The organism is Salinihabitans flavidus (genome assembly GCF_900110425.1).
Classification (GTDB): domain Bacteria; phylum Pseudomonadota; class Alphaproteobacteria; order Rhodobacterales; family Rhodobacteraceae; genus Salinihabitans; species Salinihabitans flavidus.
Window position 1 is genome coordinate 40,676 of sequence record NZ_FODS01000001.1, and the last position, 15,558, is coordinate 56,233.

At 66.5% G+C, this 15,558-nt stretch carries 15 protein-coding genes; 7 read left to right on the forward strand and 8 right to left on the reverse strand.

Annotated elements, in window-relative coordinates; translation table 11 throughout:
• Positions 1-65: 65 nt before the first annotated feature.
• Positions 66-1,991, forward strand: coding sequence for a glycosyltransferase family 2 protein (locus tag BMW66_RS00225; RefSeq protein WP_093114619.1), 1,926 nt, complete (start codon positions 66-68; stop codon positions 1,989-1,991).
• On the opposite strand, the gene BMW66_RS00230 is transcribed toward BMW66_RS00225, so the two are convergent.
• Entirely contained in the window at positions 1,944-2,585 is a 642-nt protein-coding gene (locus BMW66_RS00230; RefSeq protein WP_093114620.1) for a GntR family transcriptional regulator, read from the reverse strand. The genes BMW66_RS00225 and BMW66_RS00230 overlap by 48 nt on opposite strands.
• Positions 2,586-2,696: 111 nt before the next feature.
• On the opposite strand from BMW66_RS00230, the gene BMW66_RS00235 reads away from it, so the two are divergent.
• The 3 genes from BMW66_RS00235 to BMW66_RS00245 all read left to right on the forward strand — a co-directional run bounded on the left by BMW66_RS00235 (position 2,697) and on the right by BMW66_RS00245 (position 4,936).
• Complete coding sequence (locus tag BMW66_RS00235) at positions 2,697-3,341, forward strand: pyrimidine 5'-nucleotidase (RefSeq protein ID WP_093114621.1); 645 nt, start codon at positions 2,697-2,699, stop codon at positions 3,339-3,341.
• Between the two features lie 75 nt (positions 3,342-3,416).
• Positions 3,417-3,665: a hypothetical protein gene (locus tag BMW66_RS00240; protein ID WP_093114622.1), complete on the forward strand. Its 249-nt coding sequence runs from the start codon at positions 3,417-3,419 to the stop codon at positions 3,663-3,665.
• A gap of 68 nt (positions 3,666-3,733) precedes the next feature.
• Positions 3,734-4,936 (forward strand): UbiH/UbiF family hydroxylase, encoded by a 1,203-nt coding sequence (locus BMW66_RS00245; RefSeq protein ID WP_093114623.1) that lies wholly within the window; start codon positions 3,734-3,736, stop codon positions 4,934-4,936.
• Between the two features lie 206 nt (positions 4,937-5,142).
• Here the strand turns inward: BMW66_RS00245 and BMW66_RS00250 are convergent, their stop codons facing one another.
• The 3 genes from BMW66_RS00250 to BMW66_RS00260 form a co-directional block, all read right to left on the reverse strand.
• Positions 5,143-6,267 (reverse strand): aminotransferase class V-fold PLP-dependent enzyme, encoded by a 1,125-nt coding sequence (locus BMW66_RS00250; protein ID WP_093114624.1) that lies wholly within the window; start codon positions 6,265-6,267, stop codon positions 5,143-5,145.
• Between the two features lie 79 nt (positions 6,268-6,346).
• Positions 6,347-6,805 carry an Lrp/AsnC family transcriptional regulator gene (locus tag BMW66_RS00255; RefSeq protein ID WP_093114625.1) on the reverse strand — a complete coding sequence of 153 codons (459 nt, stop codon included), beginning with the start codon at positions 6,803-6,805 and terminating at the stop codon, positions 6,347-6,349.
• Complete coding sequence (locus BMW66_RS00260; RefSeq protein ID WP_093114936.1) at positions 6,802-7,257, reverse strand: Lrp/AsnC family transcriptional regulator; 456 nt, start codon at positions 7,255-7,257, stop codon at positions 6,802-6,804. The genes BMW66_RS00255 and BMW66_RS00260 overlap by 4 nt, the downstream gene beginning before the upstream one ends.
• Positions 7,258-7,390: 133 nt before the next feature.
• On the opposite strand from BMW66_RS00260, the gene ilvC reads away from it, so the two are divergent.
• From ilvC to BMW66_RS00275, 3 genes are all read left to right on the forward strand, one after another.
• Positions 7,391-8,413, forward strand: coding sequence for a ketol-acid reductoisomerase (gene ilvC, locus BMW66_RS00265; RefSeq protein ID WP_093114626.1), 1,023 nt, complete (start codon positions 7,391-7,393; stop codon positions 8,411-8,413).
• Between the two features lie 84 nt (positions 8,414-8,497).
• Positions 8,498-9,415 carry a DMT family transporter gene (locus BMW66_RS00270; RefSeq protein WP_093114627.1) on the forward strand — a complete coding sequence of 306 codons (918 nt, stop codon included), beginning with the start codon at positions 8,498-8,500 and terminating at the stop codon, positions 9,413-9,415.
• Positions 9,416-9,456: 41 nt separating this feature from the next.
• Entirely contained in the window at positions 9,457-10,023 is a 567-nt protein-coding gene (locus BMW66_RS00275; protein WP_093114628.1) for a hypothetical protein, read from the forward strand.
• A 9-nt stretch (positions 10,024-10,032) separates the two neighbouring features.
• Here the strand turns inward: BMW66_RS00275 and folP are convergent, their stop codons facing one another.
• The 4 genes from folP to ppdK all read right to left on the reverse strand — a co-directional run bounded on the left by folP (position 10,033) and on the right by ppdK (position 15,469).
• A complete protein-coding gene (folP, locus tag BMW66_RS00280) occupies positions 10,033-11,040 on the reverse strand; it encodes a dihydropteroate synthase (protein WP_093114629.1) in 1,008 nt (335 codons plus the stop codon).
• A gap of 41 nt (positions 11,041-11,081) precedes the next feature.
• Positions 11,082-12,005, reverse strand: coding sequence for a dihydroneopterin aldolase (locus tag BMW66_RS00285; protein WP_093114630.1), 924 nt, complete (start codon positions 12,003-12,005; stop codon positions 11,082-11,084).
• A gap of 103 nt (positions 12,006-12,108) precedes the next feature.
• Positions 12,109-12,744, reverse strand: a complete 636-nt coding sequence (locus tag BMW66_RS00290; protein WP_093114631.1) for a cell wall hydrolase — start codon at positions 12,742-12,744, stop codon at positions 12,109-12,111.
• Positions 12,745-12,892: 148 nt separating this feature from the next.
• Positions 12,893-15,469, reverse strand: coding sequence for a pyruvate, phosphate dikinase (gene ppdK / locus BMW66_RS00295; protein ID WP_093114632.1), 2,577 nt, complete (start codon positions 15,467-15,469; stop codon positions 12,893-12,895).
• Between the last annotated feature and the right edge of the window lie 89 nt (positions 15,470-15,558).

Sequence of the window (15,558 nt, forward strand, 5' to 3'; positions counted from 1 at the left end):
TTAACCTGGCGTTAACCCTCGCCCCGCAGTCTCCCCGGCACGCAAGGACGACAGGGAAATCGGCGATGAGTGACCAGATGCTCCGGCTGTTTGCGCCGCGCGCGGTGCCACGGCGGGAAAAATTTGTTTCCGTCGGGCGGCATCTCATTGAACAGGGCACAATCGCTCCCTGGCAACTGTTTCACGCGCTTGACCGGCAATCGGGCTGGAACGCGTCGCTGACCGATATTCTCCGCGCGCGGGGCTGGATCGACGAGGATCAGGCGCTCGACGCGCTGGCCGGATTTCACACCGCGCAGAAGGTCGATCTGTCCCGCGATCCACCCGACCCAAGGCTGGCCGGTCTTCTGTCTCCGGAATTCTGCCTGCATCACAGCGTTCTGCCCTGGGCGAGCCTTGGCGGGTTGGTCATGCTGGTCACCAGCCGCCCCGACCGCATCGCGGAACTGCGCGCGGTTCTGCCTGCGAACCTGCGCGGCGCGCTTGTCGCCGTCGCGCGCGAGGATGACATCCGCGCCCATATCACCCGTATCCATCGCCGCCATCTGACCCGCAGCGCGGAAGCGCGCGTGCCCCCCGGCGAAAGCTGCCGTGGCTGGCGCGGGCCCGGCTCGCGCCACGTCATGTTTCTGAGCGCCGCAGTGGCCGCACCAGTGCTTGTGGCATGGACCGCGCCCGGCGCGGTCTTTGCGGCGTTTCTGGCCCTCGCGCTGCTCACCCTCTTTCTGAGCAGCGGGCTGAAGGTCGCCGCCTTCATCGCGCGGCTGCAGCGCGGGTTCAGCCGCGAGCCGGCCAGAATGCCCGAGGGCGCACTCTGGCCGCGCATCTCAGTTCTGGTCCCGCTCTACCGAGAACGCGAGATTGCCGGGGCGCTGATTTCCCGCCTGTCGCGTCTGCGCTATCCCGCCGCCCTTCTCGACGTGCTTCTGGTGCTGGAAGAACGGGACGACATGACCCGCGAGGCCATCGAAAAGGCGCGGTTGCCCGACTGGATTCAGGTGATCGAGGTGCCCGCCGGAAGCGGGCTGACGACAAAACCGCGTGCGCTCAACTACGCGCTCGATTTCTGCCGCGGAGAGATCATCGGCATCTGGGACGCCGAGGACGCCCCGCAGGCCGATCAGCTTGAACACGTCGCCCGCCGCTTTGCCATCGCCCCGCCCGAGGTCGGCTGCCTACAAGGCATCCTCGACTACTACAACCCCTATACCAACTGGATCTCGCGCTGTTTCACCATCGAATACAGCACGTGGTTCCGCGTCATCCTGCCGGGTATCGCGCGCATGGGGTTCGCCGTTCCGCTCGGCGGCACCACCGTGTTCCTGCGCCGCGAGGCGATTGAACGGGTGAACCGCTGGGATGCCCATAACGTGACCGAGGATGCGGACCTCGGTATCCGCCTTGCGCGCTATGGCTACCGCACGGACCTGATCCACACCGTCACCTATGAAGAGGCGAACTGCCGCCCATGGCGCTGGATCCGGCAGCGGTCGCGCTGGCTCAAGGGGTATATGGTCACCTATCTGGTGCACATGCGCCGGCCCCGCCAGCTTCTGCGGCAACTCGGGCACCGGCGCTTCTGGGGGTTTCAGCTTTTCTTCGGCACCGCAATCCTGCAATTCCTGCTGGCGCCGCTGATCTGGTGCTTCTGGCTGATCCTCTTCGGACTGCCCGTCCCGCAAGATATCGCATTCACGCAATTCGTCACGCCCACCGTCACCGCCGCGATCCTGACTACCACGGCAGTCGATGCGCTGGTGGCGCTTTTCGCCATCTCCCGTCAGGGGCGCGGGCGGCTGATGCCCTGGGTGATCACGATGCCGTTCTATTTCCCGATGGCCACCGTCGCCGCCTACAAGGCGCTTCTTGAACTGGTCGTCGCCCCCTTCTACTGGGACAAGACCGACCACGGCCAGACGCCCGAGGGGCAATCGGCCCTGCGTTCAGACATCGCCCCCGTCAAGTTTCAGCCGGGTCACGAAAGCCTGTGAAATGTGATCGCGCAGCGCGTTGTAGGCGCCGCTTTCGTCGCACGCCTCGATCGCGTCCACGATCGCCTGATGCTCGGTCAGCGTATCCTCGCCCCGCCCCTCGGCGGCGATGGAGGTCGTCGCCATGAGCGCCATGGACCGATGCACCAGATCGAGCTGCTGCACCAGATAGCGGTTGTGAGAGGCAAGGTGGATCTGCTTGTGGAACCGCCGGTTCGCGCGCGCCAGCGCCGACGGGTCGCCGATCAGCGCCCGGTCGGCCTGCACCATGTCGCGCAGCACCCGCACCTCCTCGCGCGTGGCGTGCCGCGCCGCCAGCCGCGCGGCCAGCCCCTCCAACTCGGTGCGCACCACGTAAAGCTCCGACATCTGGTTGTGATCGAGCGAGGAGACAATCAGGCTCCGCCCGTCCCGCGCCAGAAGCGATTGCGTCTCAAGCCGCTGCAACGCCTCGCGGATGGGCGTGCGCGACACCCCGAACCGTTCGGCCAGATCGCTTTCGACAAGCCGGTCGCCGGGCCGGAACGTGCCAATATCAATCGCCTCGAGGATGAGCGTATAGGCATCCTTCGCCGGTGCTTTCGTCTGCGTCATGCCGCCCTCCCATGGCCGCGCTTGCAAGGATGACCGCCACTCTATGCCGCCGCGCGGAAAAGGTGCAAGCCGCCATTGCGCAGCGCGTCACAACGCCCTAGCTTGCGCGCCATGCCCAGACAGTATTTCACCCATGTCACCACATGGGTCTTCGACCTCGACAACACGCTCTACCCGCCCCGCGCGCGCCTGTTCGACCAGATCGAGGTGCGCATGACGCGGTTCGTCATGGACACGCTCGGCGTGGACCGAGAGCGCGCCGCCTTCCTGCGCCGCGACTACTGGACGCGCTACGGCACGACGCTGGCCGGGCTGATGCGAGAGCATGACGTGGACCCGGCCCCCTACCTGATCGAGGTGCATGACATCTCTCTCGATCATCTCGACCCCGACCCGATGCTCGCCGGGCATATCCGTAACCTGCCGGGGCGGCGTATCGTCTATACCAACGGCAGCGCGCCCTACGCCGAACGGGTGCTGGAGGCGCGCGGCCTGTCGGGGCTCTTCGATGCCGTCTACGGGGTAGAACATGCCGGCTTCCGCCCCAAGCCCGAGCGCGCGGCGTTCGAGGCGATCTTCGCCCGCGACGGGGTGCGGGCCGACGCCGCCGCCATGTTCGAGGATGATCCGCGCAACCTGCGCGCCCCGCACGAGATGGGCATGCGCACCGTCCATGTCGCCGAGGATCGCCTTGCCGCCGACCACATTCACCACCACACCGATGATCTCTCCGCGTTTCTCGCACAGGTGATCTGACAAAATGGCACAGTTCATTCGGCGCCCCGCGCCCCTATATGACGACTTGATGACAAGACGTTAAGGAGACGCGCGATGACCACCGCCGACACCCCCCGCACGCAGCCCCTGTGGCAGCGGATCCTCTTCATGATCCCGGTGGTCGGATGGATCGCCCGCGATCTGACATACGGCAGCCGCGATACCGTCTATTACGCCATCGCCGCCTTCGTCTCCCTGTGGGGGATCTCGGCGCTGACCTTCGGGATTCCGGGTCTGTATATCCCGGCGCTGATCATGGTGCCGCTGATCTGGATCGTGCTGATCGTGATCGCCGCAGGCTGACCGGCCCCCGGCCCCTTGGCATGCCGCCGCGCCCGGCCTATCGTGCCGCCCGGATCAGGGGGAATGCCATGACGGACCAGTCTTTCGACATCGTGATCTCGGGCGGCGGCATCGCCGGGCTGAGCGCGGCGGCCGCCTTCGGCGCGGCGGGGTTTTCGGTGCAATGCCTCGATCCCGCCCCCCCGGTGACAGAGCGCGACGCCGAAGGCGCGGACCTGCGCACCACCGCCTTCCTGCAACCGGCCCGCGCCCTGCTGGAGGAGGCCGGCTTGTGGGACCGCCTCGCCCCGCATGCCGCGCCGTTGCAGATCATGCGCATCGTGGACGCCGGCGGAGAGTTGACAGAGCCGCGCATCACGCGCGAGTTCGATGCCGCCGACCTGTCCTCGGACATGCCCTTCGGCTGGAACCTGCCCAACTGGCTCCTGCGGCGCGAGATGATCGCCCGGCTCGGGGAATTGCCCAACGTGGACCTGCGCCTCGGCACCGCGACCACGACGCTCTTCACACGTCTGGCAGAGGCGCGCGTGGGCCTGTCGGACGGCACCCGCAGCCGCTGCCGGCTGGTGATCGCGGCGGACGGGCGCAACTCCCCGATGCGGCAGGCGGCCGGGATCGGGGTAAAGACCACCCGCTACGGGCAGAAGGCGCTCGCCTTCGCCGTCACCCACCCGATCCCGCATGAAAATGTCTCGACCGAGATTCACCGCTCCGGCGGGCCGTTCACGCTGGTCCCGCTCCCCGATCATGGGGGGCGCCCCTCGTCCGCCGTGGTCTGGATGGAACGCGGCCCCCGCGCGCAGGAATTGCTGGCGCTGGACACGCCCGCGTTCGAGGCGGAGATGTCAGAGCGGAGCGCCCATCTCTTCGGCCCGCTCGCGCTCGCCTCGCGCCGCACCATCTGGCCGATCATCTCGCAACATGCCGACCGGCTCCAAGGTGAAAGGCTGGTGCTGGTGGCCGAGGCCGCGCATGTGGTCCCGCCCATCGGCGCGCAGGGTCTGAACATGAGCCTCGGGGACATGCGCGTGCTGCTCGATCTGGCGCGCGCGGCGCCGGGCCGGCTCGGAGATGCGCGGATGCTCGCGGAGTATCACCGCAAACGCTATGCGGAGATGCGGCTGCGCGTGCAGGGCATCGATCTGCTCAACCGCGCCTCGATGGTCTCCGCCCGGCCCCTGCGCGACATGCGCGCGATGGGGCTCAACGCGCTCTACGCCATGCCCGCGGTGCGCAAGACGCTGATGCAGATGGGTCTTGGCGCGCGCTGAAGCATGCGCGCACCGGGCCAACGGGCGGCCGCCCGCTCTTTCTCTGTTCCGCAAATACTCAATGCGCAACGCCCGCCCCGTTCATCACGCCCCTGATGGCGCGATACGCGGCGCCCATACCGAAGTAATACTGACGTTTTACCGACGTGATACCGAAAACGGGTTTTTCGGCGAAATCAGGGCATTAACCCTGATTCGCCCGACTCTCAGAGAACCCGGTCCAGAACCGGCCTCAACCGCCCCAGAGTGCCCTCCACATCATAAAGCTTGTCGAGCCCGAACAGCCCGAGCCGGAAGGTCATGAATCCCTCCCCCTCATCGCAGGCCAGCGGCACCCCGGCGGCGATCTGCAACCCTTCGGCGGCGAACTTGCTGCCGTTCTGGATGCCGGGATCGTCGGTATAGCTGACCACCACCCCCGGCGCGCCGAACCCCTCTGCCGCGACAGAGCGAATTCCCTTGTCTTTCAGCAACTTGCGCACTCCGTCGCCAAGCGCCCATTGCGCCTCCTGCAAGCGCGCCAGACCATGATCGCGGGTCTCGCGCATGGTGTCCCGGAACGCCCGAAGCGCATCGGTCGGCATGGTCGCATGATAGGCATGGCCGCCGTTCTCATAGGCCAGCATGATCGAATGCCATTTCTTCAGATCGAGCGCGAAACTGTCCGACGTGGTTTTCTCAAGCCGTTCCAATGCCTTGGCCGACATCATCACCAGCCCGGCAGAGGGAGACGCGCTCCATCCCTTCTGCGGTGCGGAGATCAGGACATCCACACCGGCCGCCTTCATGTCGACCCAGACCGCCCCGCTCGCGATACAGTCGAGCACCACCAGCGCCCCCACATCATGCGCCGCCGCCGCCATCTGAGTGATATAGTCATGCGGCAGGATCACCCCGGCAGAGGTTTCCACATGCGGGGCAAAGACGACGTCCGGCCGCTCCTGCCGGATGCGCTCGGCCACCTCGTCGATCGGGGCGGGGGCGAAGGGGGCCTGCGGATCGTTGCCGGACCGCCGCGCCTTCATCACGATGGTCTCGGATGTCAGTGACCCGGCCTCGACGATCTGGCTCCAGCGATAGGAGAACCAACCGTTTCGCACCACCAACACCTTGGAATCGCGCGCGAATTGCCGGGCGACAGATTCCATCCCATAGGTGCCGCCTCCGGGGATGAGTGCCACCGCATCGGCCTTGTAGACCTCTTTCAACATCCCCGAAATGTCGCGCATCACCTCCTGAAACGCCGCCGACATATGGTTCAGCGACCGATCGGTGAAGACCACCGAAAACTCATCGAGCCCCTGCGGGTCGATCTCCTGCAACAGCGCCATCGCCTCTCTCCTTCATTCCACTTTGCCAAAGGGCTAGCGTGAATGGCCCGGATTTGGAAGCCTGATCCGGCCAGAGGCGCTAGCCAAGAGGGCCCGGGCGCCGCTCTTCGCTCAAAAGCACATTGGCCTCCACATTCCCGACACCCGGCAGCGTCATCAGGCGCCGCCGCAGCACCCGCTCGAAATCCGCCAGATCCCGCGCCGTCACCCGCAGGCGGTAGTCATACATGCCGAGCACATGCTCCACCGTCTGCACCTCTGGGATCGCGGTGACGGCGCGTTCGAAATCCTCCAATGAAATCCGCCCCTTGGTCGCCAGTTTCACGCCAAGGAACACGGTCACGCCAAAGCCCAGCTTCTCCTTGTCGAGATCGAGCACCCGCCCCGTGATCACCCCCGCCTCCTGCAATCGCCGGATGCGCCGCCATGTGGCGGGCTGCGACAGGCCGAGCCGGCGCCCCAGCGCCCCGGCCGATTGCCCCGCATCGCGCGCCAGCGCCCGCAGGATCGCGCGATCGGTGTCGTCCGGCTCGATCATATCGGAAGCACCTCGTCGGATTTGATCCGCGCCACATGCATCAGCGCCTCGATATCCGCGATATGCGGCAGGGTCAGGATCTTGCGCCGGTAGATATGCTGATAATGCGCGATGTCGCGCGCAATCACCGAAAGCCGCACATCCACCCGGCCCAGAAAGGTCTGTATCTCAAGCACTTCTGGGATACCGCGCGCACCCTCAAGGAAATCGTCAAAGGCGCGTGTTTGTGTCTTGTCGAGCGTGACGCGCAGGCTCACCTCCACCTCATATCCAAGCGCGCGCCAGTCGATCACCGCACGCTGCCCGCGCAGGATGCCGCCCGATTGCAGCTTTTCGAGCCGCCGGGTCAGGCGCGGCGCGCTCTGGCCAAGGCGGTCGGCCAGTTCCGGCACCGAAAGGGCCGGGTCGCGTTGCAGGTGGCGCAGGATACGGCGGTCAAGATCATCAAGCATGGAAATCACGATATATGCGAATTTCACGAATGACTATTGCGAAATCACCGGAAATTTCATGCGAACCGCTCTCGTCACCCGCGCCGCACACCCTATGATCGCGGCCAGGAATTCACATGAAAGGACCGCTGACATGCGCGTTTATTATGACCGCGATTGCGACATCAACCTGATCAAGGACAAGAAAGTGGCGATTCTGGGCTATGGCTCTCAGGGGCACGCCCATGCACTGAACCTGCGCGATTCGGGGGCCAAGAACCTCGTGGTGGCCCTGCGCGAAGGCTCCGCCAGCGCCCGCAAGGCCGAGGCCGAGGGCCTTCAGGTCATGGGCATCGCAGAGGCCGCCGCATGGTGCGACCTGATGATGTTCACCATGCCCGATGAGCTTCAGGCGGAGACCTACCGCAAGTATGTCCACGACAACATCAAGCCCGGCGCGGCGATTGCCTTCGCCCACGGCCTGAACATTCATTTCGGCCTGATCGAGGCCAAGGAAGGCGTGGACGTCATCATGATGGCGCCCAAGGGCCCCGGCCATACCGTGCGCGGCGAATACGTCAAGGGCGGCGGCGTGCCCTGCCTCGTCGCCGTGAACGAGGATGCCTCCGGCAAGGCGCTGGAACTGGGCCTGAGCTATTGCTCGGCCATCGGCGGCGGGCGCTCGGGCATCATCGAAACCAGCTTCCGCGAGGAATGCGAAACCGATCTCTTCGGCGAACAGGCCGTGCTCTGCGGCGGTCTGGTGGAGCTGATCCGCATGGGCTTCGAGACGCTGGTAGAGGCGGGCTATGCCCCCGAGATGGCCTATTTCGAGTGCCTGCACGAGGTGAAGCTGATCGTGGATCTGATCTATGAGGGCGGCATCGCCAACATGAACTATTCCATCTCAAACACCGCGGAGTACGGCGAGTATGTCTCCGGCCCGCGGGTGCTTCCCTACGAGCGCACCAAGAAAGAGATGAAGGCGATCCTGAGCGACATCCAGAGCGGCAGATTCGTCCGCGACTTCATGCAGGAAAACGCCGTCGGGCAGCCGTTCTTCAAGGGCACGCGCCGCATGAACGACGCCCACCAGATCGAGGAAGTCGGTGAAAAGCTGCGCGGCATGATGCCGTGGATCTCGGCCGGGCGGATGGTCGACAAGGACAAGAACTGATCTTGCGGCGGGGATGACCCGGCCCTAATGTCCGGCCAGGGCGTCCCCCACCGGGGGCGCCCTTTTACATGGCGGAGGCAGGCAATGGACGGCTCACCGGGCCTAAAGAACTGGATCAAGCTTCTGGCGCTCGGGCTGGTCTGGGGCGGCTCTTTCATGGGCATTTCCGTCGCGCTGCGCGACATCGGTCCGCTGACCATCGCCGCCGGGCGGATCGCGCTTGGCGCGGTGCTTCTGGTGGCCATCGTGCGGGCGCGCGGTTCCGGCCTGCCCGACCCCCGGGGCGGCGTGGGCCGGCGTGTCTGGATCGCCGCGATCGGGATGGGGCTGTTTTCCTCCGCCCTGCCCTTCGCGCTGCTGAGCTGGGGGCAGACCTATGTGGCCAGCGGTTTCGCGGGGGTCTGCATGGCCGCCGTGCCGCTGTTCGTTCTGCCGCTGGCACATGTCTTCGTACCTGCCGAACGGCTCACGCTGCGGCGCGGGATCAGCTTTCTGATCGGCTTCGTGGGCGTCTTGGTGCTGATCGGGCTGGATGCCTTCCGCTCGGTCGGAAGCGATCATGAATCGCTGGCCCGGCTCGCCTGCCTCGGGGCCGCCCTCTGCTATGCCATCGGCTCCATCATCACGCGGCTCTGCCCGCCTGTGAACATGCTCGCGCTCGCCGCCGCCGCGCTCAGTTCCGCAACTGTCATGATGGTGCCCGCCGCGCTGATCGTCGAGGGGATGCCCGCCACGTGGCCCACGCCGCTGTCGCTCGGGGCGCTGCTCTACCTCGGGATCCTGCCCACGGCGCTGGCGCAGGTGCTTCTGGTGCAGGTGATCCGCGACACGGGGCCGGGGTTCCTGTCGCAGGTCAACTATCAGGTGCCGGTCTGGTCGGTGATCTTCGGCGCGCTGCTACTGGGCGAGGCGCTGCCGCCGCAGCTTCTGATCTCGCTGGTGCTGATCCTCGGCGGCCTGCTGCTCAGCCGCAAGAGACGCAAGGCCATCGTGGCGCCCTGACCGGCCACATGATACCATGCCTTGCAAAGGAGGGCCTTCCCATGCCGCGACACCGCACCACACACGGCCTGACCCGGCGCGCCGCGCTTCTCGGCGCGCTCGCCGCGCCTCTCGTGCTGACCGCCGGGGGCGTCGCCGCCGGAAAAACCGACCCTCTGCAACGCACCGGCAATGATGGCGGGCGCGCTCGGCTGCGGCTCGACGGGCCGGGCGGCACCACCCATCCCCATCACCTGCTGCTGGGCCCGGGGCTGGGCCTGTCGCTCAGCCATCCGGTCCAGACGCTACCACTCAACCGTATCGATCTGGGGGGCATCCCCGGTCTGGGGTCGCTGTTCGTGCCGGTGCCGCGCCGCCAGTTCAAGGGGGCGGAGCCCGCGGGCGCGCTGCATCTGTCGGGGCGCACGCTCCACCTGCACCGCAAGACGCCTCTGCCCGATGTGGAGCGGGTCATCCTCGTGCATCGCGGGGTGGTGTTCTACCCGTCCCGCCGCCCCCACGCGATCGACGTGGCCACGCCCGCCGCGCCCGGACCGCAAGTCGGAGCCGCGTGGATCAAGGGGGCGGACCTGCTGTGCGAGCTGACCCCTGTGCGTGGCGGGCCGTAGCGCGCGCCCTCACCAATCGCCGAGCGTCACCGCCCGCCAGAGGCGAAGCGCCTGCGCCGTCGCTTCCACATCGTGCACGCGGGTGATCTGCACCCCCTGCGCGATTCCCCCCAGCGCCACCGCCACAGACCCGGGCGCGCGGCCCATCGGATCGGGAGCCTTGCCGATCACGCTGATGAATTTCTTACGTGACGCTCCCAGAAGAACGGGACAGCCCAGCCCGTGAAACAGGCTGATCCGCGCCAGAAGCGCAAGGTTGTGCGCGATCGTCTTGCCAAAGCCGATGCCGGGATCGACCGCGATCCGTGCGCGCGGGATGCCCGCCGCCTCAAGCGCGGCCACGCGAGCTTCCAGATAATCGTAAACATCGAGCAGCACATCCTCATAGACCGGATTGTGCTGCATCGTGGCCGGATCACCCCGCGCATGCATGACACAGACCGGCAGCCCCGTTTGCGCCGCATAAGGCAGAAGCGCGGGATCGAAGGTGAAGCCCGCCACGTCGTTGAACAGCCCCGCCCCGGCCGCCACGGCGGCCCGCGCGACGGTGGCCTTGCGGGTGTCGATGCTCACCGGCACACCAATCTCGCGCCGCATCGCCTCGATCACCGGCGCGGTGCGGGCGATCTCTTCCTCGGCGGGCACATCGACGGCCCCGGGCCGTGTCGATTCGCCGCCCACGTCGATGATCGCCGCGCCAGCCTCCGCCATCGCCCGCGCATGAGACAGCGCCCGCCCGGCCTGCGCATGTTGCCCACCATCGGAAAAACTGTCGGGCGTGACATTCAGAATGCCCATGATCTGCGGGCGGTCCATCGCCAGCGGGCCAAGCGCCGGGCGCGGCGCGGTCAGCCGGGCGCGCCAGCCCTCGGGCAGATCCGCCGCCGCGATCACCTGCGGGGGCCCATCGCGGCGCAGCACTTCAACATGCGAGAACCAGCACCAGCCCCCGGCCAGCGGCAGCGCGCCGCTGGGCCGCGCGGGATCGGTCTGTGCTATGGGGCGATAATAGGTCATGGCGGTTTATTGGGCGATCGCGCGCGCCTTGGCAACCTGTGTCACAGCGCGCCGGCATCCGCCGGCAATGCCCGAAGCGGCACGTCCGCGTCCTGCGGCAGTTCCTCGCCCACGATCCACAGGCGCCGCGCTTCCATCTTTTCGGCAAACCAGACCGCGAGCGCCACCGAATCGCTGGGCTGCGCCGAGGGCCCGTCCACCGCGTCGAGCACGATCTTCGACGGCGCCCAGACGCAGATCTGCCCGTTCTTCATCGCCCAGTCCAGTTCCGTCCGGGTGCTGACCACGACGCAGCGGGCATCGCGCGCCGCAAGCATCCAGGCGTTCTGCTCAATCGCCAGAAGATCGACGCGCCGCTGCGTCATCGCGTGCCCCGTCTGCGGCGCGGGCGTTTCCGGCGCGCCGACGCAGAAGATCATCGGGATCCCGTCCGCCTCCAACTGCTCAATCCAGTCCGAAAGCCGCTGCGACCGGATCGCCGCGTTCGACAGGTAGAGCACGCGCGGATGCGGCTTCTCCTCGTCCTCCTCCATCAAATGCGGAATGCTGCTGCGCGACCGCACGATTTCGACCCCGAGCGCGCCGGGGCCGCGGTCCAGCTTCTCGATCCGAACGAACACGCGCATCGCCTGCGGCTCATGCAGGATACGTTCCGCGATCCGCTCGGCCAGCGTCTCCAGCAGGTTGATCCGCTCCGCCGACAGCTCATGCGCGATGGCCTCGGTCACCTTGTCATAGCTGAGGATGCGGTCCACGTCGTCCTCCACCGGGTCGGTGATAGGACGCACCTCGACCACGATGTTGAAACAGATCCGCTGCGTCGTGCCCCGCTCGGCCTGAAAGGCGCCAATTTCCACTTCCGCGATATGATCGCGTAGCGAAATCCGGTCGAGCGGATCACTCGCCGCCGTGGCGCGCGACCGCTCATCGGGGTGGGCAAAGGCCAGTCTGATTTCATTGCTCATCGCGCGGCCTCCTTGCCCTTCGCAGCCCGGTCAGTGTGACGCGGCGGGCCCTCTCGGGCAGCCCCCGATGCGTCAGGCCAGCGGCCGTTTGCGTCAGACCGGCCTAGTTTTGCGAAAGCTGTGTCGGCTGGCGATAGAAGTGATGCACCCCGATGGTGGCCGTGCGCGGGAACTTGCGCGCCCAGGCCGGGCGCACCGTCTTGGTGTGGTAATGCGTCGCCCCGCCTGTGAGCGCGCGCGGCGCGCCGCTCAGCATGAGGTTGGCCACCTTGGCTACCTGTTCGAAGGCATCCTTCTCGTGGATGACCTCGGCAACACCGTCACAGGTATAGGTGAACTGGCACTGATACTTGCGGCCGGTGCCTTGCCGGATCACGCCGCAGGTGCTGTCAGGGTAATAGGAATGCGCCACACGGTTGAGGATCACCTCCGCCACCGCGAACTGGCCCTTCACGCTCTCGCCCCGCGCCTCGAAATAGAGCGCCTCGGCAAGGCATTTCCAGTTTTCATCCCCTTTTGCCTTGGGCTGGGTGTCGATCCAGTCGCGGGAATACTCGATCTCCGTCTCCGGGCTCGGCGGTTTCGCGCCGAAAAGCCGCTCCAGCCAGCTTCCCGATGACTGCGACTCGCTCCGGGATGGACTGTTCAATGCAACTTCGTAAACGTCTTCCCGTGCCCCGGCGACTGTCGTCTGTGCCAGAAGAACGGCGCCGAGGAAGGTAATGATGGCAGCACGCATGTCTCACGCCCCTATGTTGTGAACCGGACCCTCCCAAGTCCGAACATCGGGTCTTCTACAAAAATGCGCAGCATTCGTCCACCCTGCCGCTTTTCGCACCAATTTCGCCCTGAAAATGGCCATATTGAGTTGGTCGCGGTGCTTCCGCCTACCCGATCTTGTCCCGAATCGCCAGTTGAGCGGCAGCCAGCCGGGCCACCGGCACGCGGAAAGGAGAGCACGACACGTAATCAATCCCCACTTCGCGGCAGAATGCGATCGACTCGGGGCTGCCGCCATGTTCTCCGCAGATCGACAGGATCAGGTCAGGCCGCGCCCGGCGTCCCCGCTCCACGCCAAGCCGCAGAAGCTCGCCCACCCCTTCGACATCGAGCGTGTGGAACGGATCTTCGGGAAACACCCCCTGCTGCACATAGGCCGACATGAACCGCCCCGCATCGTCCCGCGACAGACCATAGGTCATCTGCGTCAGGTCATTCGTGCCGAAGCTGAAGAAATGGCAATGCGGCGCGATATCCTCGGCCCGCAGCGCGGCGCGCGGCGTTTCCACCATCACCCCGAAACGATAATCGAAGCCCGCGCCCTTCTCGGTGCGCACCGCCGCCGCCACCGCATCGATCCGTGTCTTGACCAGTTCCACCTCGCGCTTGGCGCTGACAAGCGGGATCATGATCTCGGGCACAACGGGCGCGCCCTCACGGCTCGCGTCCAGCGTCGCCTCGAAAATCGCGCGTGCCTGCATCTCGTAGATCTCCGGCACTGTGACGCCAAGCCGCACCCCCCGCATTCCCAGCATCGGGTTGTATTCGTCAAGCGATTCCACCCGCCGCGTCACATCCGACAGTGGCAGGTTAAGCGCCTCGGCCAGATCGCGCAGCCCGGCGCGGTCGGTGGGCAGGAACTCGTGCAGGGGCGGGTCGAACAGGCGAATGCAGACCGGCTGCCCCTGCATGATGCGGAACAATTCGGTGAAATCGGCGCGCTGCATCGGCAAAAGCTGCTCCAGCGCCGCGCGCCGGTCCTCGCTCGTCTTGGCAAAGATCATCTCGCGCATCACGGTAAGCCTGTCCTCCTCGAAGAACATGTGCTCCGTCCGGCAAAGTCCGATCCCCTGCGCGTCGAAATTGCGCGCGGTCTGGGCATCGGCGGGCGTGTCGGCATTGGCCCGGATGCCGATGTCACAGGCCCCCGCGGCCCATGTCATCAACGCCTGAAACGCATCGTCGAGCGCCGGCTCATGCATCGGTGCGGCTCCGGCGAGGATCTCGCCGCGCGTGCCGTCCACCGTTATGATGTCCCCCTCGCGGAACACCCGGCCATCCGGCGCGGTCAAAAGGCTCTTGAGCGTCTGGAACCTCATGGAGGACGCCCCCACCACGCACGGCAGGCCAAGTCCGCGCCCGATCACCGCCGCGTGGCTGGTGATCCCGCCGCGTTCGGTCAGCACCGCAGAGGCCGCGTGCATCCCGCGAATATCCTCGGGCGAGGTTTCTCGGCGCACCAGCACGCAAGGCTCACCGCGCGCCGCGCTGGCCTGCGCCTCCGATGCGGTAAAGACAATCCGGCCCGTGGCCGCGCCGGGGCTGGCGGCGACGCCTGTGCCGATCACATCGCGCGGGGCCGACGTATCGACCTGCCGGTGCAGCAATTCGTTGAGGGATCGTGGCTCGATCCGGATCAGCGCCTCCTCCTTCGGGATGACACCGTCCTTGGCAAGCTGCACTGCGATCCGCACCGCCGCCCGCGCCGTGCGCTGCACCCGCACCCCGTCAAGGATATGCACCCGGTCGTTGTCGATCGTGAATTCGATCTGCATCTCTTCGCGCAGCTTCTCGCGCATCAACGCCGCATCGCGGCGGATCTCCTCGAACGCCTCGGGCGCCTTGTCCTGAAGCGACGGCCCGCGCGGATCGCGTTCAAGGTAAAGGGCCTTCGCCCCGCTCTCCAGCGCCGCGCGTCCCTGTGCCTGCGACAGGTAGCGCCCCTTGATCTGCGGCAGCCCGGTGGCGCTGTCGACAAGTTGCAGCACGCCGGAGCCGCTCTCGCCGTCGCCCTCACCGACTCCAAGCACCATCGACTGCACCACGAGGCCGAGCCCGGCATCCGCCGGCGCGCCCTTCGCCTGGCGCAGAAGCCGCGCGGACGTGCCCTCCCACGCCCGCGCCATGGAGCGCAAAACCCCCGCCAACTGCACCGGCCGGGTCTGCGGAAACGGCTCTTCGGCCTCTTCCTCATAGGCGCGCAGCACATCGGTGAGCGCGTCAGAGGCAGTCATGTCGATGGCGTCGAACAGATCGGGATCGAGCCGTGCCACATGCGTCGAATAGGCCTGGATGAACCGCAGGTAGAGCACGTTTGCCGACGGAACCCCGATAATCTCGGACAGCGCCGCGTGGCGCGCATCGTTCATCCCGATATTGAGCACCGCGCCAGGCCCGCCCCAATCGGGGTCTTCCGACGACGGGCGCACGCACAACAGCTCTTCGTTCTCGAAGATCGCGATGAGCGCCTCCATGTCCGGCATCTCTCCGGCGGCGATGCGATGCACCTCATCGAACGAAAGCGCCACGGTGCGCGGCACCGGCAGATCGAGCCGCACCAGCCGCTGAAGACATTTCGCCCGGCCGCCATGGGTGGCCGTATCCACCGGCGCATCGGGGGTGATCAGCGTGATATCCGGGTTGTTTTGCTGCACTGCGGCGTCACTCCTTCGTGAGCGCAGCATAAGCAGCAAGTCAAGCCGGGAGCAAGAAAAACCCTCCCCCGGCCCGGCCCCTGTCCGGAGCAGTCCGGGGCGCCGCCCGTGCGCGCCTC